At 45.1% G+C, this 22240-nt stretch carries 24 protein-coding genes; 10 read left to right on the top strand and 14 right to left on the bottom strand.

What is annotated here, in order from left to right; translation table 11 throughout:
* Positions 1-442: 442 nt before the first annotated feature.
* Positions 443-2443, top strand: a complete 2001-nt coding sequence (locus ACYVF1_RS27860; RefSeq protein WP_461085429.1) for a hypothetical protein — start codon at positions 443-445, stop codon at positions 2441-2443.
* Between the two features lie 366 nt (positions 2444-2809).
* Complete coding sequence (locus tag ACYVF1_RS27865; protein WP_461085169.1) at positions 2810-3358, top strand: RNA polymerase sigma factor; 549 nt, start codon at positions 2810-2812, stop codon at positions 3356-3358.
* 71 nt (positions 3359-3429) lie between these two features.
* Here ACYVF1_RS27865 and ACYVF1_RS27870 read toward each other — a convergent pair whose 3' ends face one another.
* From ACYVF1_RS27870 to ACYVF1_RS27880, 3 genes are all read right to left on the bottom strand, one after another.
* Positions 3430-4026 (bottom strand): bifunctional nuclease family protein, encoded by a 597-nt coding sequence (locus ACYVF1_RS27870; RefSeq protein ID WP_461085171.1) that lies wholly within the window; start codon positions 4024-4026, stop codon positions 3430-3432.
* A gap of 110 nt (positions 4027-4136) precedes the next feature.
* Positions 4137-5099, bottom strand: coding sequence for an electron transfer flavoprotein subunit alpha/FixB family protein (locus tag ACYVF1_RS27875; RefSeq protein ID WP_461085173.1), 963 nt, complete (start codon positions 5097-5099; stop codon positions 4137-4139).
* An 80-nt stretch (positions 5100-5179) separates the two neighbouring features.
* Complete coding sequence (locus ACYVF1_RS27880; protein ID WP_461085175.1) at positions 5180-5917, bottom strand: electron transfer flavoprotein subunit beta/FixA family protein; 738 nt, start codon at positions 5915-5917, stop codon at positions 5180-5182.
* A 141-nt stretch (positions 5918-6058) separates the two neighbouring features.
* Between ACYVF1_RS27880 and ACYVF1_RS27885 the strand changes: the two genes are divergently transcribed.
* On the top strand, positions 6059-6388 hold the full coding sequence (locus tag ACYVF1_RS27885; protein WP_461085177.1) for a tetratricopeptide repeat protein: 330 nt from the start codon (positions 6059-6061) through the stop codon (positions 6386-6388).
* Positions 6389-6460: 72 nt separating this feature from the next.
* On the opposite strand, the gene ACYVF1_RS27890 is transcribed toward ACYVF1_RS27885, so the two are convergent.
* On the bottom strand, positions 6461-7264 hold the full coding sequence (locus tag ACYVF1_RS27890; protein ID WP_461085179.1) for a hypothetical protein: 804 nt from the start codon (positions 7262-7264) through the stop codon (positions 6461-6463).
* A 293-nt stretch (positions 7265-7557) separates the two neighbouring features.
* Between ACYVF1_RS27890 and ACYVF1_RS27895 the strand changes: the two genes are divergently transcribed.
* The 4 genes from ACYVF1_RS27895 to ACYVF1_RS27910 all read left to right on the top strand — a co-directional run bounded on the left by ACYVF1_RS27895 (position 7558) and on the right by ACYVF1_RS27910 (position 10485).
* Complete coding sequence (locus tag ACYVF1_RS27895) at positions 7558-8373, top strand: DUF6597 domain-containing transcriptional factor (protein ID WP_461085181.1); 816 nt, start codon at positions 7558-7560, stop codon at positions 8371-8373.
* Positions 8374-8408: 35 nt separating this feature from the next.
* Positions 8409-9224: a hypothetical protein gene (locus ACYVF1_RS27900; protein WP_461085183.1), complete on the top strand. Its 816-nt coding sequence runs from the start codon at positions 8409-8411 to the stop codon at positions 9222-9224.
* A gap of 149 nt (positions 9225-9373) precedes the next feature.
* Positions 9374-10006, top strand: coding sequence for a DinB family protein (locus tag ACYVF1_RS27905; RefSeq protein WP_461085185.1), 633 nt, complete (start codon positions 9374-9376; stop codon positions 10004-10006).
* 35 nt (positions 10007-10041) lie between these two features.
* Positions 10042-10485, top strand: a complete 444-nt coding sequence (locus tag ACYVF1_RS27910; RefSeq protein WP_461085187.1) for a nuclear transport factor 2 family protein — start codon at positions 10042-10044, stop codon at positions 10483-10485.
* Between the two features lie 69 nt (positions 10486-10554).
* Here the strand turns inward: ACYVF1_RS27910 and ACYVF1_RS27915 are convergent, their stop codons facing one another.
* From ACYVF1_RS27915 to ACYVF1_RS27930, 4 genes are all read right to left on the bottom strand, one after another.
* Positions 10555-11754, bottom strand: coding sequence for an Nramp family divalent metal transporter (locus ACYVF1_RS27915; RefSeq protein ID WP_461085189.1), 1200 nt, complete (start codon positions 11752-11754; stop codon positions 10555-10557).
* Between the two features lie 113 nt (positions 11755-11867).
* Entirely contained in the window at positions 11868-12341 is a 474-nt protein-coding gene (locus ACYVF1_RS27920) for a Dps family protein (protein ID WP_461085191.1), read from the bottom strand.
* 111 nt (positions 12342-12452) lie between these two features.
* Positions 12453-13388 (bottom strand): sugar phosphate isomerase/epimerase family protein, encoded by a 936-nt coding sequence (locus ACYVF1_RS27925; protein ID WP_461085193.1) that lies wholly within the window; start codon positions 13386-13388, stop codon positions 12453-12455.
* Positions 13389-13520: 132 nt separating this feature from the next.
* Positions 13521-14252 carry an endonuclease III domain-containing protein gene (locus ACYVF1_RS27930; protein WP_461085195.1) on the bottom strand — a complete coding sequence of 244 codons (732 nt, stop codon included), beginning with the start codon at positions 14250-14252 and terminating at the stop codon, positions 13521-13523.
* A gap of 289 nt (positions 14253-14541) precedes the next feature.
* On the opposite strand from ACYVF1_RS27930, the gene ACYVF1_RS27935 reads away from it, so the two are divergent.
* Positions 14542-14994, top strand: a complete 453-nt coding sequence (locus ACYVF1_RS27935; protein ID WP_461085197.1) for a (4Fe-4S)-binding protein — start codon at positions 14542-14544, stop codon at positions 14992-14994.
* Between the two features lie 10 nt (positions 14995-15004).
* The gene (locus ACYVF1_RS27940) at positions 15005-15964 is read left to right on the top strand and encodes a hypothetical protein (RefSeq protein ID WP_461085199.1); all 960 of its coding nucleotides are present in this window, start codon (positions 15005-15007) and stop codon (positions 15962-15964) included.
* A 98-nt stretch (positions 15965-16062) separates the two neighbouring features.
* On the opposite strand, the gene ACYVF1_RS27945 is transcribed toward ACYVF1_RS27940, so the two are convergent.
* The 5 genes from ACYVF1_RS27945 to ACYVF1_RS27965 all read right to left on the bottom strand — a co-directional run bounded on the left by ACYVF1_RS27945 (position 16063) and on the right by ACYVF1_RS27965 (position 19571).
* On the bottom strand, positions 16063-16566 hold the full coding sequence (locus tag ACYVF1_RS27945; RefSeq protein ID WP_461085201.1) for a pyridoxamine 5'-phosphate oxidase family protein: 504 nt from the start codon (positions 16564-16566) through the stop codon (positions 16063-16065).
* An 88-nt stretch (positions 16567-16654) separates the two neighbouring features.
* Positions 16655-17071, bottom strand: a complete 417-nt coding sequence (locus ACYVF1_RS27950) for a four-helix bundle copper-binding protein (RefSeq protein ID WP_461085203.1) — start codon at positions 17069-17071, stop codon at positions 16655-16657.
* A 34-nt stretch (positions 17072-17105) separates the two neighbouring features.
* Positions 17106-17318 (bottom strand): DUF2188 domain-containing protein, encoded by a 213-nt coding sequence (locus ACYVF1_RS27955; protein ID WP_461085205.1) that lies wholly within the window; start codon positions 17316-17318, stop codon positions 17106-17108.
* Between the two features lie 279 nt (positions 17319-17597).
* Positions 17598-19085: a two-component system sensor histidine kinase NtrB gene (locus tag ACYVF1_RS27960; RefSeq protein WP_461085207.1), complete on the bottom strand. Its 1488-nt coding sequence runs from the start codon at positions 19083-19085 to the stop codon at positions 17598-17600.
* Between the two features lie 66 nt (positions 19086-19151).
* Complete coding sequence (locus ACYVF1_RS27965; RefSeq protein WP_461085209.1) at positions 19152-19571, bottom strand: response regulator; 420 nt, start codon at positions 19569-19571, stop codon at positions 19152-19154.
* A 447-nt stretch (positions 19572-20018) separates the two neighbouring features.
* On the opposite strand from ACYVF1_RS27965, the gene ACYVF1_RS27970 reads away from it, so the two are divergent.
* Positions 20019-20657 (top strand): porin family protein, encoded by a 639-nt coding sequence (locus tag ACYVF1_RS27970; RefSeq protein WP_461085211.1) that lies wholly within the window; start codon positions 20019-20021, stop codon positions 20655-20657.
* A gap of 77 nt (positions 20658-20734) precedes the next feature.
* Here ACYVF1_RS27970 and ACYVF1_RS27975 read toward each other — a convergent pair whose 3' ends face one another.
* Positions 20735-22204, bottom strand: coding sequence for a sigma-54-dependent transcriptional regulator (locus ACYVF1_RS27975; protein ID WP_461085213.1), 1470 nt, complete (start codon positions 22202-22204; stop codon positions 20735-20737).
* Positions 22205-22240 lie beyond the last annotated feature (36 nt).

A 22240-nucleotide genomic window follows, 5' to 3' on the forward strand; every position in this document is an offset into this window, starting at 1 on the left:
TGGCAATGCTGAAAATGAAGCTGTTTCGAAACAGATATTGAAAAATTATTGATGAGATGAGTTGACTTTTGCAATTCAGTCTTAACATTGTAAAAAAATCAGGAAAGATGGGTGATTTAACGAATGCCCTATCCCTCTAGCCAGTTAGAATCTGGGTGTAGATTTAGGTTTATTCATTGTTCGCAGGTAACAGTTAAAAAAATTTTACTAGTAACCTGCAAACATTTATCGGGGAAGTTAGTCATATAGTAAATGAAGGATTAGGACACCTCATTTACACGACAGTACAGCCGATTATTGCGTGAAACTCTATCAAAATAGTGGAGTGACCGTTGCCTAAGTTTATAAGCTGGTACTTGGAAGAAAAGAAATTTAGTTAGAAACATTGCGTCAAATTAACTCAATAAATATGCGAACATTTATCCAACAACACCCCATGAGGATGCTGGCTGGACTCGTGTTGCTAAGTTTTGCAATACCTTCTGTAAGCCTTGCTCAACAGGCTGATACGGTCCGGGTTCAACCCGCTACGTCAACTACTACTACCAGCGGGATGTACGAGCGCGAAAACATCTATCGATTAGGCAAAGGTATTTATACCGATACGCTACGTCGAAGTGATTTCAAAGCCGTGGCAAGCGACGTAGCCGAACTTGATGATTGTGACACTACTTTCCAGACGTTTATTCTGGTACGTCGGTTATCGCCCTGGCGCATTGGGTTGTTTGCAGGTCCCAATTTTGCTTATTGCGGTACGTGGGAAAACACGTTTGGTCCAAACAAACGCGATAACACTCTTTACAACGGTGCTGGTTTTAACATAACCGGTAATGTTGATTATTTTCTGACGCCTGCTACCCGACGTCTGCGTTTTGCGGTTGGTGCAGCACTAGGCTACCAAAACTACATTACACGTAGTATTTACCGTGATTATCTGTACGGTCTAGCTTCAGCACGAGGCATCAGTCAAAACCAGGTAACAATTAACCAACGGGCTTCCGAAGATATGTTCCTGACGGTTGGTCCGGTGTTGACGTTTACGCTAGCCCGTAGCCGCCGAAACCCTGAGGCTACTACGTTCATTGAAGCATCGGCTCGTGGAGGCCTATTCCGTACGGAAGCGGCTACGATTGCTGCCTTTGTTCCCTCACAGGGTAATATTATTCCGAGCGGCCCGCTGGTTACGGGTGGGGCTTTGATTCGTACGGTAAACCCAAGCTCGAATCTTTATCACCTGGGTGCAATCGGTTCGTTAGGCGTATTTTTCCCTCTGAAAAATAACTGGAACATTGGTATTCAGGGACAAGGGTTTATCACCAAACTGAACTACCTGATTGTTAACGGTTTTGAAAACCCGTCAGTCATTTATGAATTCACACGGAAACATGGTGGTTTTAGTGCAGGTTTAGCCGTTCGCAAAGGATTCGTTCAAAAGAAACTTATCCCCAAAGCTCCAATCTCCTGCCCAACTTGCGAACAGATTCCCGAGTTGAACGTTCGCTTCAATGGTGCTTCGCTGAAAGGTGCATCGCTGGCCTTTGTGGATAGTACAAATGCACAACAGTCTGCCCCTGTTAACACAGCAGCTGCGGCTCCCGTCATTAGCTGGCGTAGTACAACTCCAAATCCGAGAAACGAAACCTTTACTGCCCGTCTATACTACCGTCCAGATTCTGTAGTAGCAGGTGCAACCGATCAGGTAATTGCACAGTTGGAAAACACAACCGATACTACGTTGACATTCCCAACAGCTTATTTCTCGAATGGTCAGCTTAACCCAGGTTTCTACTACGTAACGGTTCACAACAAGCAGACAGCTAAGTGCGGTACATGTATGAGTGAAGTGGTTACGACCAGTTTCTCCAGCATTCGCCCACGTCAAACTGTTGTTGCTGACTGCGAATACCGTCACAAACTCGAGCGCTTAGAAGTTTATTACCGTACGCCATACACCCGCGAAGTAGCTAATGTCTGCTACTGTAACGGTACTATTACGTCGGTAGGTGATACAGTAACTCGGCTACGTTATCGCGGTCTGAACCGCCTGCTGGCTAACGCTTCTGTAGAGTTCGATACAAATACGGTTATCCTGAACCTACGTGAACTACCAGGTGGACTTGCTCAACAGCTGCAGGCTGAGAAAACGAAGATTGAAAGTGGTAACGCTATTCGCTTCAAAGGCCGTCGGGTACGTCCGCAAGTACAATACTTCCGCGCTGTGTTCACGGTCACGAAACTGCCTTGCAACGGCCAGCCTGAGCAAACCGTGGGTAGCTTCAACACAACGATTAGCGATGATAGCTACTCAATCACTGACCTGAAGCCGCTAACGGATGAGCAAAAAGCTAAGTTACTAGCTCCTCCAGCACCTGCGAAGAAAAAAGCAACACGTCGTCGGGCTGGTAACAGCGGACGCCGGGATGCCATCTTCGGTGTGGAATAAATAGCTGATTGCTAAACAAAAAAGCCGCGAGCATTAATGCTCGCGGCTTTTTTGTTTCTATTTGAGGTGCTATTTGAAAAACAATTAAAACAGATATAGGAAGTTATCTTTGGCTTATAATTGTCGATGTGTGGACTTATTCTCAAAAGGTGGAAAAAATTATTAAAGTTTAATTACTTTTTGGTATCCCTTCCGTCTAACGAACATTAGTTAAGGCAGTCCCCCGATAAAAGAGGAGTACATAGGTCAGAATTGCTGAACTATGTTGCTACTTTTTTTACATGCCTCACGTGGTGGTCTGTATTATTCATTATTAAACTATAACTGTCTGGCATAGCCTTAAACTATGACCTGGGTTATTCTTTTATGAAAAATACATTCACTGATGAAGAGTTAGTTTACCAGTTTGTAGAAGATAAAGAGACCGCTAGTTTCAACGAGCTTTATCAACGTTATAACCATAAGGTTTATCAATCTTGCCTCCGATTTTTAGAAAATTCTGAAGAGGCCCACGACCAGGTGCAGGAAGTGTTCTGCAAAGTGTTCTCCCGCCTGCCTGCTTTTCGTTACCAGTCTAGCTTTTCGACTTGGTTATATACGATTACCCGTAATCACTGCTTTAATTTGCGTCAGCAACAAGCTAGAACAACGTATCGGCTAAGCGATTATGTTAGAGAGCCCTCTGCCGATGTACTGGATGATGAATCTATATCTCTTGATGAACGCTGGCAAGCTGCTGAACAAGTATTCAATCAGCTCTCTGCATATAATCGCCATTTGCTGCGGGAACGTTACGTTGTAGGAAGGGATATAGCCGATATGGCTAATGAAAACCAGGTTAGTATCAGCGCAATGAAAATGCGCCTGAAGCGCGTTCGTGACGTAGCACGAACCTTATATGCGCAGTGTCTCTAATAGCCTGATTTGTCTAAAAAAAGAGAGCTATCCGTTTAGATAGCTCTCTTAAATATTTAAGATTATGATGGCTAATTACGTTTACTCATCTCGTCACGGATTTTAGCCGCTCGCTCGTATTCCTCGTTGCCCAGCGCTTCTTCAAGCATTCGTTGCAATTCTTCTGAGGAAGCATTCTTAAGCTGCTCACTAAATGATCGAGCTGTCGGGCGATTTGATGAACGTACCAACTCTTCCTGTTCTTCTTCCTCATCATTGCCGTTAGCAGTAATACCAGCTTCCGATAATATAGATTCGTTCGTATAAATCGGTACGTCAAACCGGATTCCTATTGCAATGGCGTCAGAAGGTCGGGCGTCAATAACACTTTCGCGTACGCCATCGAAGCACACAATTTTTGCAAAGAAAATGCCTTCGCGCAAATCAGAAATCATTATTTCGCGCACTGTAAACTTAAAATGCTCGGCAAATTGCTTGAACAGATCATGCGTCATGGGCCTGTTCGGAACAATTTTTTCAATCTCAATCGCAATAGCCTGAGCTTCGAACATACCGATTATAATGGGTAACCGTCGGTTACCATATTCTTCACCTAAAACCAGCGCAAATGAACCGGATTGCGACTGGCTGGGAGAGAGGCCTAATATTTCCAGCTTAATTTTATCCACGGCGTAAATTTAGCAAATTTTAGTCGTCAGTCGTTAGCCAATTTGCTCAGGAAATGCTATATAATTAGCTATCATACCTGTTTGACGACTGCTACGTGGACGACTGACAATTACAATCCATTCACCGCTTTAGTCAGACGAGGTAGTACGTCAGACACATCACCAACGATACCATAATCAGCTGATTTGAAAAATGGCGCATCAGCGTCCTTGTTGATAACAACAATAACCTTTGATGAGTTTACGCCTGCCAGATGTTGAATAGCTCCCGAAATACCACAGGCAATGTATAAATTAGGACTAATTTTTAACCCTGTTTGCCCCACGTGTTCGGAGTGAGGACGCCAATCGAGGTCTGACACAGGCTTCGAGCAGGCCGTTGCTGCGTGGAGCGCTTTCGCTAAGTCCTCAACGATGCCCCAATTTTCAGGTCCTTTCAAACCGCGACCCGCTGATACTACCAAGTCGGCTTCGGGAAGCAGAATGTCACCCGACGATTTCTCTGTGCTTTTCACCGAAATGGCAAAATCTGCATCGTTCAGCGTCGGCGCAAAAGGCTCTACTGTAGCCGTTGTATCAATAGCCTCTGGAGTGATGGTGTTTTTCTTAATAGCCAGAATTTTAATATCGGCTTTCAATTCATTGTAGGCAAACGCTTTACCAGTGTAAATACTACTTTTAGCGCGAAAACCATTTGATAAATCAGGCAGCTCAATCACATTAGCGGCTAAGCCTGCCTTTAGCTTTCCAGCCAGCCGAGCGGTCATGGCATCGCCCAAAGAAGATTTGGCCAAGACAATAACTTTACTACTTTCCTGTTGAGCCGCAGCCGCCACTACGGTTGCATATACCATGCCATTAGGTTCGTTCAATTTAGCGTCGGCTGCGTGAAGCACTTTGGTAGCACCGAAATTTCCTGCAGAAACAAGTTCAGTACTTTCAGCCGAGCCAATGATAATAGCCGTGGCAGAAGTTCCCATCATTTGGGCTACTTTTGCACCGTAAAAAATGGCTTCCTGAGCAGATTTCTTAATCTTCCCTTCGTCTAATTCAGCAAATATGAGGACAGACATGAGTTTGAGGATTTTAATGTTTGATGGTTATAAAGTTGTAAACTGGGCTTAGGTGCCCACTAACTTACAAGCTTATAACTCTAAATCACTTTGGCTTCTGAGCGCAGCAGTTGGATAAGTTTCTCTGCTTCGTCGGCCGGAATCATTTTCACGGCTCCGCGAGGGGCGGGTAGTTCGTAGCTAGTAACAGTTGTGAGTTTATCGGTTCCTGTTGGCTCTACTACGTTCAAGGGCTTGGTACGGGCAGTCATGATGCCGCGCATGTTGGGGATTTTCCACTCGGCAATCGGTTCCTGACAACCCAGAACGAGCGGAAGTTTTGCTTCCAGACTTTCTTTTCCCCCTTCAATTTCGCGGGTGATTTTGGCTGTATCACCGTCAATATCAAGTAACATAACAGGTGAGATAGACGGCATACCAAGCATTTCACCTACAATTCCATGGACTTGGCCTCCATTGAAGTCGATGGATTCCCGGCCCATCAGAATCAGGTCATATTGATTTTGTTTGGCAATGGCTGCAATCTGTTCAGCAACAAAATAAGCATCCGTTGGCTCAGCGTTGACACGTATCGCATCGTCGGCACCGATGGCCAGACATTTACGTAACACTGGTTCCGAATCTGCTTCTCCTACGTTCAGTACAGTTACTGACGCGCCAGTTTTTTCTTTCAACTCCACAGCCCGCGCCAAGGCGTAGTCGTCGTATGGGCCAGTAATGAACGTAACACCTGCCTTATTTAACTTTGTATTATTATCGGTAAAGGCAATTTTGGTGGTCGTGTCGGGCACGCTCGTCACACACACTAAAATTTTCATACTTATTTGAGGTTTTGTGAGTGTTGGGTAATAGTCAGCCTGTGATTACGATAAATTATTGGCGGATGACTATTTTTCGGATCAAAAATACAAATCTATCGTGAAAAATAGTATGCTTGCATACTATTTTTATTGTGAATTATGAATACAGGAAGGATTGAGCAACTGATGCGCTACGTAGAAGAAGAACCCGGTGAGCCGTTCAATGTTTATGCTCTGGCAATGGAATTTATGAATGGGCGACCTGAGCAGGCGCTGGTTTATTTCGAAAAATTACTGACTGAACATCCTGATTATCTGCCAACGTATTACCACGCAGCTGCTCTATACGCCGATCTTGACGAACGTGATAAGGCAGCTGCGCTTTATGATAAAGGCATTGCGTTGGCGCAGGCACAAAACAATCTGAAAACGCTTCAGGAATTGAAACGAGCGCAGCAAGCCTTTGAAGATGAAGATGATGACTGGTAAGCTACTATTGCATAGCTTAGCATTAAATAACAATAATCGAGCAACTGCACTTGCTGTGTTTAGCGAGTGCTTCTACCATCTACGTCCTTTTTTCTGTGTCACAAAATCCTGCTTAAACAGCAGGGGAACAGAAGCTTGCTCGGGAATGGTGTACGTTACGCCCAGGTAACGCGCTTGCGGAGTTTTGGTCAGATACACAAACCCACGTACCGATTCACCAGGAGCCAACGTATTGGCCTTCAAAGCCAGCTCGCGCCATCGGTATTCTTCGTAGTCGTACCGTTGCATCCTGTCGGCAAAGGTATTGTGGTCGATAACCCGTTTGACGGCAATGCCCTGATAAGCGAAATCATGTCCGATACGTTTACCAACGTATTCGCTGTAAGACCGACTGTTAGACGATGAAGATACGTCGCTGGCGATGACAGCTACCAGCAAAAGCGTATTAAGAACCTTCGCTCGCTTCAGACGTTGTTGTTCCTGCTTGCGTTTCATTGGGATGCGACCGGCTTCGTAGGTTGGGTCGGCAGCTGAATGAGTTAACGAAAGCCCCGTATTACGTGGGTCCGTCAGTGTGTCCTGACTAGCACCGAGCGCTACGTACCGAAAATCAGCCGGATTGATCTCAATTGAATGGTCGGTCTGGTTTTTTACTTCAACGTCGAGCGTTACGTATTCCAGATCTTCCCGCTCAAAAGAAGCTACTACAGTCACGCCATTTTGCGTGGCTTTGGTCACCTGACGCCCATCAATAGTTGCTACATCGCCCGAAACGGGCTCGAGTTTATAGCTCGAAATCGTTGGCGCGCAACTCAGAAACGCACTACCCAGCAATAGCAGCACAAACAGTTGAATGAGTACGTAGCGATTTTTCATAGCCTGAACATAAGTATGTAAAGGTAATAAAGATGTGAATTATAGCATATTAACAACGAGTTAGATTTTCCTAAACGGTCAATTAACTATGTGAGGGTTCTAGCCAATTCCATTTTTATAGCCTATGCCTTCCTTAAACGAGAATGCTACGTTGTTGGACTTTATACCTTTCAGTAAGTCTACGCCACAAGCCTGAAAATAAGCTCCTTAAATAATTACCTTTAACTAAATTTATGGTAATCTCAGCCGTTTAATGCGGGGAATTAGTTGGTACACACCAAATCCGAAAGTCAATGATCTATCGTAAGTTCGATCCGTCAGCGCATCTAGCTCCGTATGTTGAGTGTTACTACGTCTGGGAAAATGCAGAACCATTGGCTAAACCGATGCTGATCGAATCACCACCCAGTGCCTTTGCGTCGATGGTGTTTAATTATGGCGATACCTATCGGGTAGCAAATGATAAACATCAGTCACTAGTTGCTCCGCCGACTTTTCTGACAGGACAGGCAACCCACCAGTATAAACTTGAACTGACCGGACGTATCGGTATGGTCGGTATTGTTTTCAAACCCGCCGGCATCGCGTCATTATTTGGTCTGCCTATGTACGAATTTTCCGACGAACGGGTGAATCTGTACGATTTGCTTGGGGCTCCGATTCGGCATTTATACGCCCAAATTCTCGAAGCTACCAATCCATTGGCCCGAGTGCGCTTGCTGGAACAGTTTCTGAATCGCCAACTGCTTAAAGTGGATAATCCATTCGACCGGATTGATTATACGGCGAATCTTATTGTTACGCAAAAAGGGCTCGTCAATGTAGGCGGGCTGATGGATGAACTCTACGTTTGCCGGCGGCAGTTTGAACGGCAGTTTCTGCAAAAAGTAGGCGTTAGTCCCAAATACTACGCTCGCGTTCGACGTATCGGTTATTTATGTGCCGAACTGGCCACTAAACGCTGGCAAGTAGCTGACTGGCAAGATCTGATTTTCCAATATGGATTTTACGACCAGTCGCATTTTATCCGTGACTTCACTCAGTTTACGGGCAAAAAGCCAACGCTTTACGTAAAAAATAACGTAGAGTTGTCAAAATTTCTTTCCTGATTTAGGCTGCGCTTCAGCATTAATTTGCTCACACTATGCGTTTTATATCCATTGCTACGTTGTTGGTTCTTGTCGGTCATCGGCTTGTGGCACAGACAATACAAGGTATGTGGACTGGCTCGTTGGTGTCGCCTGCAAATGCGTCGGCTAGTCTGCAAAGTATGGTGGTGCTACGTATCACAGGCCAGCAATTGAGTGGTGAACTACGCGTTCAGGTGGCTGATAGACAGGATGTATACGTACTGAAAGGAACGACAAACGGCACACAAGGGCAGGGGACTGCTACGTATCCGACGGATGGTTCAGTTTTTCAGTTTGAGACTGCCCTGCAACAAAATCAGCTTCTTTTTGCCGTAGGCCAAAATGGAAGCGCCGTGTTGTCGGGTACACTGGTACGTAGCAACACTACGGCAGCAGCTAAGCCGAACGCTGCTACGTCGTCGGCCTCAGTTAGTAACGATGGCCTTTATCGTGACCCGAATTTGATTGGAGCCTGGCGTACTGAGAACAATTATGGCGGTGGCGTTACCGATGGCGGTTTCTACGGTAGTACGTCGTCGACGATGATTCTGCGGGCCGATGGTACGTTTGGTGATGGTGGTTCATCGGGGTATGCCAGCGGCTCGGGCGTGTCGGTGCAGTCGTCCGAGAAAAGTAATTCAGACCTTTATATGCAGTTGGCAGCCGCTGGAGCACGCTGGTTCACGAAAGGAAATCTGTTCTATGTTCGGCTGAAAGTGAACGGACAAATGCAGGACGTACCATCCTCAAAATACTACGTCGAAAACGGTAAGGTTCTCCTCACTGACTTGAAAACCGGTAAAAAAATGCTTTATGTTAAAGTGAATTAACGTAGCAAATTTCCCTAATGCTACGTTCCTTAAGCTTATATATCAAGAAATTATTCCGAATTCTGCTGGTCGTAAAATGTCGCATTTTTACAATTACAGGTCATGAGCGGCCAATAATTTTGCCATCGTATTCAAACCAAACAAATACGATGAACAAGCAAAAGAATTTCTTTTTACTCCTGATAATTGTTTTCTGTGCAATGAGTCAGGTTGCCCATTGCCAGAAACTCTGGACAGACGAAGACCGGAAATATACGGTTGACAATCTCAAACGTACCCGCGACGCGCTGATCCAGGAAACGGAAAATCTGACGGATGCTCAGTGGCATTTCCATGAATCGCCCGACCGATGGAGTATAGCCGAAGTAGTTGAACATCTGGCGCTTTGGGAAATAATCTGGGCGCGGGAAATCGGCATTGGAAGTCGGAACAAGCCCCAGCCTGAGTTGGCCAAAACTTCTAAGCCCGATAGTTATTATAATTCCTTTATTATGGAAGAGAAACCACATATTTCGCCTGATTTTTCCCGGCCAACTGGTTTCATTAAAGGAAAAGATAATCTGACTTTTTTTACACGTCAACGGAATCTGAACATATCATTTGCTGAAAAAACAGAAGCCGACATGCGTGCCTGTTTTGAACTGACTGCAACTGATTCGCCCCGAAATCTGCACCAGGTTTATATCTATCAATGGGGCCATGTTGATCGGCACCTGCGGCAGATTCGCAAAATTAAAGCACATGCTAACTACCCAGTTAATCCATTAAGTAAAGCGGAATAGGCCACATTTCTGCACAAAAAAGAACTTATAAACACATGGAAACTTTAAGCAAAACAGATTTAACCGAACAAACCCGTAAGGGCGCATGCCTGGCCTTTTTCTCGGCTTACCAGGATTTAGATACAGCGCGCATGATCCAGTTGGCAACGCCCGATGCAACAGTACATTTTCTGCCGATGGGCGATGGAGGCAAAGGCTCATTCTGGGAATTTGGTAAAGGAGTCTGGCAACTCATTATGGATTGTTTTCCCAATGTCGACAATACAGTTGACAGCCTGACTGCTGAAGGAGATACCGTAACGGCTCAGGTGGCCATTTTCGGTACGCAGGAACAGGATTTTATGGGAATTACCAGCAAAGGATTGACTTTCAATAGCGATCACGTATTTGTGTTCCAGTTTGACGAAAATGATCGTATCACCGATTTAACCATCAATTGGGATCACAATAACTTTTGCAAGCAGTTGGGAAGTAATTGATTAATAAGTAAGTCTAAAAAATGGGGCAGCTGATACGTATTGGCTGCCCCTATATTTTTTCGTAAAAATTTAGAGGCCAAAAGTCTTTTGTAACGCCAGCCAGACATTCCACAATCCCAATACAGCCGTTACCAGCACAACAGAACCCATTGCTACATTCTGCATGAACGAATTGCTGTAAGCCTTGCCCAATAAATCGCGGTTGTTAACCGCAGCAAACAGAAAAATCGTGACAAAAGGGAGCAGAATCCCATTAATCGCCTGAACAGCAACAATAACCGGAATTGCATTAACATTTAGTAAACCAAAGACTAGCCCGATTGTCATAACCACGAGCCATATGCCGCGATACGTAGCGCTATTAGGCTTAACGCCTAACAAACTTTGAGCGGTAATGGAGGCTGCCAGCGGTGCCGTCAGTGAAGAAGCAAAACCTGCCGCAAACAGGCCGAATGCAAACAACGAACCAGCCCAATTGCCGAGCCGGTCAGTGAGTACCTGCGCCATGTGGACGTAAGAGAAATCGTTGGGAATCAATAGCCCAGCTAGCAAAAGGACTACCGAAATAATTCCACCTAAGATAACCGCTACCCAAATCCCCAGCCGCATTTCGCTCAGTGACTGGCCAGGAACAATGCTGGAGCCGAAGAACAGATTATAAGGGACGATGGTAGTGCCTATTAGTCCGTTGACGAGCAGGAGCGACCCCGATGGTATATGGGGAACAACGAGCGCTTTGGCGAGATCTACGGTGGTAACGGGAGTGCCGAATGCTACGTAGACAAACGCGCCCCCCATTGCGAAAACAATCAGCCCGAGGAAGTTAGCCAGATTTTGTGTCGAACCGATCCAGAGCAAAACAATACAGACGATTCCGACAACAACCGTCAACGTAGGTACCGGCAAACCAGTGAGCAGCGCCAACCCCGAAACCGCTCCCAGAATATTACCCGCCTGATAGGCCGCACAGCCCAGAAAAATAGCTAAGAATAAAGCCCACGCAATCCAACGGCCGGTTGCCCCAGAATATGTATGTGTAATAACCTGACCCAGATCGCGGCCAGTTGCAATGGTGATACGTGCCGCTGCTTCCTGTAGCCAGACGGTGCCTAACGTAGCAAAGGTGAGCACCCAGAGGAGTTGAAGGCCATACGACGAACCCGCTATGGCGCAGGCCGTTACCGAACCGGGGCCAATAAAAGCCGCCGAGATAACCGACCAGAATAGAACACTACCAAGACCTGAGCGAAGAGAGAGGGATTTTGGCAACTTTTTTAAACGATAAGTGATGAACGATGAGAGATAAAAGAGATTAATTATAGTGAATTATTCTTTACACCGCTCCAGTGGCTCGGTCATCTCTCATCGTTCATCACCTATTCCTACGAAAGATATTTCCGCAGCATCCAGGCCATTGCCTCATGAGCTTCCATAAGCCCGGTCAGGAAATCGGCAGTACCGGCATCTTTTAGCTCTTCATCACACTTCTCGACATCTTCGCGAAGCTCACGAACAATCTGCTCATGGTCGTTCAGGAGGTTTTTGAACATTTCTGCGGTGTCTTTCGGTTTGCCCGCGTCTTCTTTCAGGCTTGTGTTATGAATGAACTCGGCCATTGTAGCCAGGGGCGTACCACCTAACTGACGAATACGTTCAGCTACTTCATCGATTTCAGCTTCAATCGCTTTGTACTGCTTTTCGAAAAATTTATGATACTCCATAAAGTTCGGACCCGCTACGTTCCAGTGGTACTTCCGGGTTTTGATATAGAGTACATGTAAATCTGAGAGAAAGTCGTTTAGCAGGATATTATCCTGTTTTAGAACATCACTTTCAAGACCAATGTGGGGTTGCATAATATAACGCGAGTTTTAGTTCTTGATAAGGCCCGCCTTACTGACGAGCTAACGAATCTTAAACTAACCTTAGCCCCATTTGTTCTCTTAATTCGATAATGTAGTTATAGTCTAAATTAGGCTAGCGAAAACCTCACGGGCATATGCCAGATTCTGCCGCTGCGCTTCCACAGGACCTGTGGTGTTGGGTGAGCCTTTTTCCAGACATTGTTCCAGCACTAGCAGGGGTTTTACATTCATTGCTTTCAAATCAGCAGCCAGTCGCCGATAGTCAATGTCGCCGTCGCCAAATGTTTCCTGCCAGATTTCGTTTTTAGATTGCCGGATGTGTATTTCCACAATACGTTTTCCATAAAGCTTTACTACGTCGAAAAGGGCTACCTGCGAATTGCCTGAACCCCGATATACCCAGTGCGCATCGAGGCAGAGTGCTACGTTCTGCGGATCGGAAGCGAGCAGCATGTGGTGAAATTCACGGGCGGCCTGCCGGTGTTCAGGGGCGTGGGTGTGATAGGCTAACGTAATGCCTCGTTTGCGTAACTCGGCACCAAGCCGGTCAAGATTTTTGGCTTGTTCTTTTAATTGCTCGTCCGTTTTATCGTCGTTACTACCCCACTTCAGCGGGCTTGGATTTGTGACAAAAATAGTGGTGTTGGTCGAACGGGCGGCTTCGGCGATGGCCAATACCGAGTCGATGGATTTCTGCGATTCATGGGCCTGGTGCAACGTTGTGTTTACGTAAACCGATGGCATCGTGAGATTATACTTTTTAAGCAAAGGGGCCAGCTTTTTGATTTCTTCGGGTGACGTAACGCTTGGTTCATAAGCCGTTACCTCCGACTTTGCTAATTCCGCCAAGGACGCATCCGGGTCTTTCATCCATTCTTTGTTCTGGCGATTATAAAAAGTAAGCCAAGTGTAGGAGTTGCAGGAAATTGGCCAGGATTTGGCGAATGAACGTGCCTCGCTGGTTGCGTTATCGGGCAAAAACGTAGTACCAGCAAGAGCCGTTAGTGAATGGAGAAACTGACGTCGGAACAAAGGCATAATCAGTATTTATCGGTTATGCCGTAAAAGTCGTGACTAACACGAAGCTACTTTTCGTAAAAGAATCTGGGAATGTAGTGCTACGTTCAGATGAATGACTTAAGGCTCACTGGCAACGTAGCATCAGGAAAATTATGAAACGGCTGGTTTTGACCTGCGGACGGGCGTACTGCTCAATTGGGCTGTTTTGCCAGATTGGTAGAAATCGCAGATATCTTGTAGCACGCAGGCTGAGCATTTAGGCTGATGCCAGAAACAGACGCGCTGACCGTGCCAATAAAAATGCTTGTGGAAATTGAATAAGACCAAAGCGTCCTCAGGCAGATGCGATAGCAATAGTGAGTGCGCTTTTTCGGCGCTCACTTTGGGGCCAATCAGGCCGATACGTTGCGTAACACGATGCACGTGCGTATCGACAGGCAGTACCGGTTTATAAAACTTAAAAAGAAGTAGGAGGGTAGCCGTTTTTAAGCCGATACCAGGGAGCGAGGTGAGCCACTTCATGGCTTCTTCAGTGGACAAATCACCCAGAAAATCAATATTTGCCTGACCCCGTTCATCAAAGAGACGTATTAGCAACTGTTGAATATAAGGTGCTTTTACCTCGGGATAATTGGCCGTTTGGATAGCGTCGATCAGGTCGGGGAGGGGGGCGTCACGGACTTGCTCCCAAGTTGGAAACCGCTCTCGCATTGTGCTGTAGGCAGTTACTTCATTGGCATGCGTAGTTCGGTGCGATAAAATTGTTCCTATTAATTCGTGCATCGGGTCGCTATAACCGTAAATCGCCTGAATGCCATAAGCTTCATTAAGACGCTCGTGCGCAACTAACGTTTTGGCGGTTAAACTGGACTGAGTTTGCATGGATCAACAGGCCGTTTTTCTACTGGTAAGTGCTGTCTTTTGAACCGATGCCTGACCAAAATGTTTACTGAAATCGCTATCAGGCCGGTATTTGTACGCCAAAACCGAACTTGTTAGCTATAGAAACAGTGTAAATGGAATCAGTTTGCACATACTTGATACGTTCCTGAACGCTGTTATGGAAATCACATTTGTTATGCTGGCGGTAGTTACTACGTAGCAAACTCTGATTATTTTTAATCTATTGCTTATTTATGCAACTTTAAGGATAATCTACTTACCAACTATTATGGCTGAAACAATGCAGGAGGCTGCCTCTGAAGGAATCACAAAAACGTATACAAACGGTGAAATAACGGTCGTCTGGAAACCAGCTGTTTGCATTCATTCCAAAATTTGCTGGACGCAATTGATTGAGGTTTTCAATCCCCGAAATCGTCCCTGGGTCAATATGGAAGGGGCAGATACACAACGTATTAGCGAACAGGTAGACCGATGCCCATCGAAAGCCCTGAGTTATTTTCGGAATGAAGAATCGGTAAAACCCGAAGATATTCAGGCTGAAAGCATAGTTGAACCGCTGCCAAATGGGCCACTGCTAGTTTATGGCAACCTCCGGGTGAAAGACGCGAGCGGTAAAGAAACGCAGAAAAATAAGGTGACTGCTTTTTGCCGGTGTGGGGCAAGTAGTAACAAGCCGTACTGCGACGGATCACATACGAAGATTGGATTTGTGGGATAAAGTTAAGGTTATGATTGGCAAGAAAGTAGCCGAACGTATTGGCCGGCCTGATCTAATTGACATTCTGGCAAATGAACTATCTGGATCTGAGCTGACCTCGTTGTTATTGGAAGTATTCAAACAAAAAGCAAGGCAACTCACGCCCGCCGATTTACTAAAAGCGTATCAGGCTAGTCGTTTTGTAAAACCTGCTGATATTAATCCATTAGAAATAAGACAATTAGAAGATCAGGCACTTGCTGTTTTTGACAAGTTTGGTTTTTCGCCGATTGAGTTATCGCCGGTAGCTTCGTTGGGCAGTTGCTCCGTAGTAGCGACTGCTGATCAGAACAAAATTCTTTCGGCTACCCGGCAAACAGAAGTTGTGGCTGATGCGACCAACGCGCTGGCGCTCCACATCGCCGATTTGAAACGTAGCACATACCAAAAAATGGGTGAACGGCTACGTTTCTCGGCCATTCACCGGCATCTTCGAACCCCAACGCTACCTGATATTCCAGGTTTTCGGTCTCATTTTAAGACTGCCTGCTTTGTTACATCCGGACGTGATTCTGGGAGTTATCAATTTGAGAAAGAGGCTTTAACGGAACAGATTTCGATGATGACGACCTTTTTCCGCGATATGCTTCAGATTGATACGTTACGTTTCCAATTATATCCGCGTCAGGGATATGCAGACTCGATTCGCTTTGTTACTACGTTAGGGAATTACCTGCGCGAACAACTAAGCAACGTAGCAATAGACGTTGTAACCGATGGCTTAAATGACAATAATTATTATAAAGGATTACAGTATAAAGTGAGCATCACACTTGATAATCAGATAATTGATATTGGTGATGGCGGTTTTGTGGATTGGACTCAGCAGTTTCTTCAAAATAAAAAAGAACGGCTTCTTACGGCTGGAATAGGCATTGAATTACTGTACCGTTTGTTACAACCTCTACGTTCTGAAAGCCGTTTAACGTAGTGTTTCGGAAATAGACTTTCGTTTAAACGCCGAAGAGCGTTACGTGTAACACCAAAAATTAGTGACAAACGTAACGCTCTTCTTTATTGAAATTTCTACTACATATGTACTTTCTGGTTCTCGCCCATGTCAGGTGGATTTCCGGTAACCAGTGCGGCTGCTTGCTGAAACAGACGTACCATCCGGCTATCGCTGGCACTCCAATATTCGGCCATGTCGATCTTTACCTTTAACAGGGTGAGATCGGGATCGTCTTTCCCTTTTGGAAACCAGACTTTTGCCTGCGGATTCCAGAGTTCATCGATTTTGGCTCGGTCATCGACTTCACTTGCCGTTCCTGATACCGATACGTAGTCAGAATCACTAACGGAAGCAAATCCGAGATTTACACGATGGTCATGGTTGTCGATCTGATCTACTTTGGGCGATGTCCGTTGAGTGAAAAACCAGATACTACCCTCATCGTCAATTTGTTGAACAGCCATCGGACGGCTTACCAGATTTTCTTCTGCGTCGATAGTAGTCATCATGGCGATACGAATGTCGTTGATCATATCGCGCACTTTTTCCAACTGCTGATTCGACTTTGTGTTTGTTTCCATAACGTTGGGTATAAATGCGATCAGTCGGTAATCAGCAGTCGTCAGCTTTAATCTGGCGCTTGTTGACTACCGACTGAGCGTATATAGATTAATTATAAAGCGTCTCCCGAAGATCGATTCCGTAAAATAGAGACGTTGACGTAACCGCTGGATTGCCAACTTCTGTTTTGCCCGGAGAAGCCATATTAATAAGGGAAACACAGTTACAGATAGTTTGCTGACAGATAGCGTAGATTTGCCGACAAAAATCGGTATTGAACTGTTGAACTTCGTGGGCTAATTTCTCGCATACTTCCAGGCAAGCTTTGGCTAGTAATGGCGTGTTTTCGGAGCCTCGAACGTAGAGAATGGATACCTGACGGCACATATCGGCACAATCGAGCGCCAAAAATATGCTACGGTACCATTTTTCAATTTCTTCAGAACGTGAACATTCAAGAGCAAACTCGTCGCATAGGGTAGTGCAACTTGTCAACGAATCGTAAATCGTTTTCTTCCAGATCATCGAATGGTAAGATTTAAGGCTTGTAAACTACCTATTATGCAAACTGACGGGCTCCCATTGTCCATTGAGTTTGGTCAACGCGTTCGCAGCGTGCCAAACGTCGGGCTTCCTCAATGCTAAGCGCAATAAGCTGCTGCTTATCGAGTTCACCCTGAGCTAGTAACTGGTTAGCAATCTCAATCGCTTTTAACCGAGTAGTTGGACTCAAAGAACGCATAGAAGCCGGGAAATGAGTTGCAGTCCACATAGTATTAGGTAGTTATATGTATTTCTAATAGCTTTTATTGTGCCACTTCTTTTTTACAAATTCCTATGATCCTATACTGAAAGATAAACCGTTGATTATGAATTTTTTGTAAATCAAATGTTGTAACTAAAATAGCACACTGCCAATCTGTTTCCAATGTGGTTGTGTGGAATCTATTTACGCATGTGTGTATATTTTTACCCACTCTATTTCACAAAAAATCCCGGCTTTTTTATATGCCAGGATCTAGTTGAAAATTTCCAGAAATAGTGGGTTCTGTTAATCGTCCATTCGCTTCGGAAAATAAAGCCGAAATGTAGTACCCTGGCCGACTTGGCTTTCTACCTCAATAGACCCTTTATGGCTATTTATGATGTTTTGCGTGGCCGTTAATCCTAGGCCCATACCCCCAGATTTACCTGTGAAAAATGGGTCAAAAAGTCGTTGTCGGTCTGCCTCACTAATTCCACCTCCATTATCGCTAATCTCAACACAAACTCGATTGTCTTCCGTGCAGTAGGTTCGTACTGAAACGATACCTTTGCCTTCAGCCATTGCTTCTACCGCATTCACCAGAATATTCAGGATGGCAGTTTTCACCTGATCGCGGTCGAGCAACGCATTACAATCGTCTGTCGAGTAGTGCACATCGATTCGCATCCGCTTCAGCTTAATCCGGTCGCTAATAAGCTGTAACGTTTCTTTGACAATCTGATTGAAATCCTGCTTTTTCCGATCCAGTTCGCGGGGTTTAGACGAATTGAGCATCTCGGTAATCAGTTGACCAATACGATCTACGTTACGTCCGAGGATTTCGGTAAACATGCTGACATACTCGCTGTCGGTATCTAACTCATCTTTGAGCTGTTCAAGTGCCAGGCTCAGGTTCGTCAGCGGATTACGTACTTCGTGGGCAATACTTCGGGCAATTTTTCCCGTCATGCTCAGCTTTTCAGCCATAATTAGTTCCTGCTGAGCCCGTTTCTGGTCGGTAATATCCCGCACAATGCCTTGATACCACTCAGGCTGACCAACTAAATCTTCGACAGCCCACACCGAAATCAGGCAAATACGTTTACGACCATTTCGGTGAATCAATATGGTTTCAAAATCTTTAATCTGACCGTGTTCGCGTACTTTAAAACGTAATTTGCGCAGATGATTCAGGTCGGCAAATAAGCGGGCGGGATTTAGGTTTCGTAATTCTTCCCTTGTATAACCGAGAAGTTGTTCAACAGACGAGTTCGCATCTTGAAATTGTAGATTCTCGCTGGCCACAAAAATGGCGTCGATGGAGCGCTCGAATAAGGAACGGTATTTATTCTCTTTCTGCGCCACCTCAGCTAGCACGCCTGCCTGACGTAATGCGTAACGAATGCTACGTCCCAACAGCTGAGCGTCGATACGTCCTTTTACCAGATAATCGGCAGCCCCTAATTCAAGTGCCGACTGATCAACGGTGAGATCGTCCTGGCCTGTGAGTAGAATCATTGGAGCCCGGCATCCTAGTCGAAAAGCTTCCTGAATCAGCTCAATACCAGTATACTGTCCTAATCGATAATCGACTAGATAGACGTCGTACTGGTTGTTGTTAATAGCTTCGAGAGCCTGTTCGTAGCTGTCTACCCAGTCTAACTTGATGGAAGCATTTTCTTTGGCAGAAACCAGAGTTTTTGTCAGCAGATAATCATCTTCGTCGTCTTCGATAAGCAGAACCCGAATGAGATTTCTTTCAGTAATGTCGAGTGTTTCAGGTAGGGAAATCATAAATCAAAAAATAATCAGTGCTCACAAACTATCAAATGTACGGTGGAGCATCATTTAGGCCGGATGTTACGGCAGCTTTACGGTATCCAGCCAATATGTTTTTAAGGCGACAACCATTTCAACCAATCGATTAAAATTGAACGGCTTTGTTACAAACGAGTTCACGCCAAGATGATACGTTTTCAACACATCTTCATCAGCAGACGAGGTCGTCATCACCACAACGGGTAATCGGCGCAATTCCGTGTCATCTTTGATTTCTTTCAGGGCTTGAAAGCCATTCTTACGAGGCATATTCAGGTCGAGAACCAGCAAATTGGGCCACGGTGAAGTTTCTTCCGTATAACGACCTGTATGCCTGAGATATTCCATTAATTCTTCACCGTCTTCAACAAACTGAATATTGTGGGTATAACCGCTCTGCCGAAGTGCCCGTTCCATAAATAAACGGTCGTCGGAGTCGTCATCAGCAATAAGGATGGTCATTAATATAGAGCTACGGTGCATCAGGTCGGTAATAGAAAAGTTACGGCTACCGAATAAAAACTAATTTCTTACACTTTGGTGCGTATGACGGCGTGTTATTAAACGGACTCGTTTTTCAAATTTACTCAAAAACATTTATTTATCGGTCTATTCTTAGTAAGTGTAGAAGGATTGTTAATCAATTTGATACGTATCAGATCTTTCATTCCCCAACTGCGATTCCGATTATTGGCACAATAAACCGAAACTGGTTGTCAGTCTCTACAAAATGGGGAATATCTTTCACGGCTCATGCGCTGAACTGCTGACAGCAGAAGTGAGCAAAATGCGTAATATACAATGATATACCTTCAATTGGAGCTGCTTTCGACGGTTTGGCACGGTTTTGCCCAATTCGCTACGTAAGGCAATATACGTTTTATATGCCATTCATTCTTATTAATCATTATGAAAAAGTCAATTAACACCTTACTTGTGGCGGCCGCATTCGTAGTCGGCGCTCTCACCTTGAACACGTCTACTGCCAATGCACAGGCGCGGGTTGGTTTGAAGGGTGGTTTAAATGCCAGTTCACTATTTTATGATGGTCAGGGATCTACCAACAGAACTGAACGTATCGGTTTTCATGCTGGAGTGTTTGCTCAGGCGCCCATTGGCGAGTTTTTTGCCATTCAACCGGAGTTACTCTATATGACCAAGGGGGCTTCTGCTACGTACAATGTTCTCGGTTTTAACGGAAAAAATACGTTCAAACTCAACTACGCAGAATTACCCGTATTGGCTACGTTTAAGCTAGGACCAACCATCGAGTTGCAGGCTGGCCCGTATGCGGCTTATCTGCTTAATTCAAACATCAACACAAATGGCGATTTTGGTTCAGGCTCCAATGCTATTAACCGTGAGAGTTTTAATACGTTTGATTATGGCTTAGCCGGTGGTATTAACTTTTATATTGGAAAAGGTTTTATAGGAGCCCGCTATGAACAGGGATTGCAGAATATTGCAAACAGCACTGCCGCTAAAGCAGTACTTGGTAATGCCAAAAATGGCGTAGGTCTCCTTTCTGTAGGATTTAGCTTGAACTAAAAAAAAGGAGTGAGCGAAAGTGTAGACTTGGTAACTATTATCCAATCACACTTTCGCTCACTCCTTTTTTTTATTAATTATAAATGGATATCGTAGGCTTTTAGCTTATTATAAAGCGTTTTGCGGTCGATGTTAAGCACTTCGGCCGCTTTTGTTTTATTATAGCCAGTCTTTTCAAGGACTTTTAGAATAGCGACACGTTCCGCGTTTTCCGAAACCGATTTCAGATTAGCCGCTGACTGACTGATAACAGGCACACCTGGACGAGCCGGGTCGTAATGAACCTGAACATTTGGTGCTAACGTATCTTCGTTTGGAAAATACTGAGGAGAAATAATTTCATGAGGCAGTACGTCGGCTTCAATATATTCTCCCTGCGACAGCAGTACGGATCGCTTCACTACGTTCTGAAGCTCGCGCAGATTGCCGTGCCAATAGTATTCCTTTAATTTTTCTTTAGCTTCGTCTTCGAAACCCAGAATATCTTTGTCCAGTTGCCGATTTGCCAATTCGAGGAAATGATCCGCAAAAATCATTATATCGGCTTTACGTTCGCGGAGGGGCGATAAGTGCAGTTCAAATTCGGCAATACGGTGGTAGATGTCCTCCCGGAATTTTCCTTGCCGAACAGCTTCCCGTAAATCCTCATTTGTGGCCACAATGATACGTACATCAACGGGGATGTCCTGATTACTACCCAGTCGCCGTATCTTACGTTCCTGAAGCACACGTAGTAGCTTTATCTGATTGTCATACGAGAGATTTCCAATTTCGTCGAGAAAGATGGTGCCTCCGTTGGCATATTCAAAACTACCGGCTTTGTCTGACATGGCTCCTGTAAAAGAGCCTTTTACGTGTCCAAAGAGTTCACTTCCTGCTAGTTCTTTGCTTAGTGCGCCACAATCAATTGCTACAAAAGGCTTTTCGGCTCGTTTGCTTTTTAGATGAATGGCATTGGCTACAAACTCTTTACCCGTACCTGTTTCGCCAGTAATGATTACCGACATATCGGTAGGGGCAATCAGATCCACGTGTTTCTGAAGTTGCTCAGCCACCCGACTTTTCCCATAAATAAAACGCTTTCCGTCGGGGGCAAGTACCTGTTTACTAGCCGGTGTTTTTGGCGTGCTTGCCTTACTTGGCGAATCAGTTGGTACAGATGCTTTTGAAGCATTAAGCGACTGCAGCCGCCGTTCAAGAGCACCTTTTATGGTAAATAGGATTTCGTCGGGATAGAGGGGCTTCGTTACGTAGTCGTAGGCACCATGCTTTACGGTTTGCACCGCCACCCGGACGTCGGAGTAGCCCGTAATGATAATGACAGCCGTGGTCGGATTCATAACTTTTATCCGACGTAGCATTTCAAGACCGTCAATATCCGGGAGTTTAAAATCGCAGATAACTAACTCATAAGACTCTTTACGTAGCAGAACAAGCGCATCTTCACCACGCTGTACTGACGCCGTTTTATATCCCTGCTTTGTCAGAAAACGCTCTAACAGCAGGCATATATCGTTATTATCGTCAACAATAAGAATTTTTTCCATGAAGTAGTTTGCTCAGACAAACTATGCTCAGCAGTA

It is taken from the genome of Spirosoma flavus, from assembly GCF_054778555.1.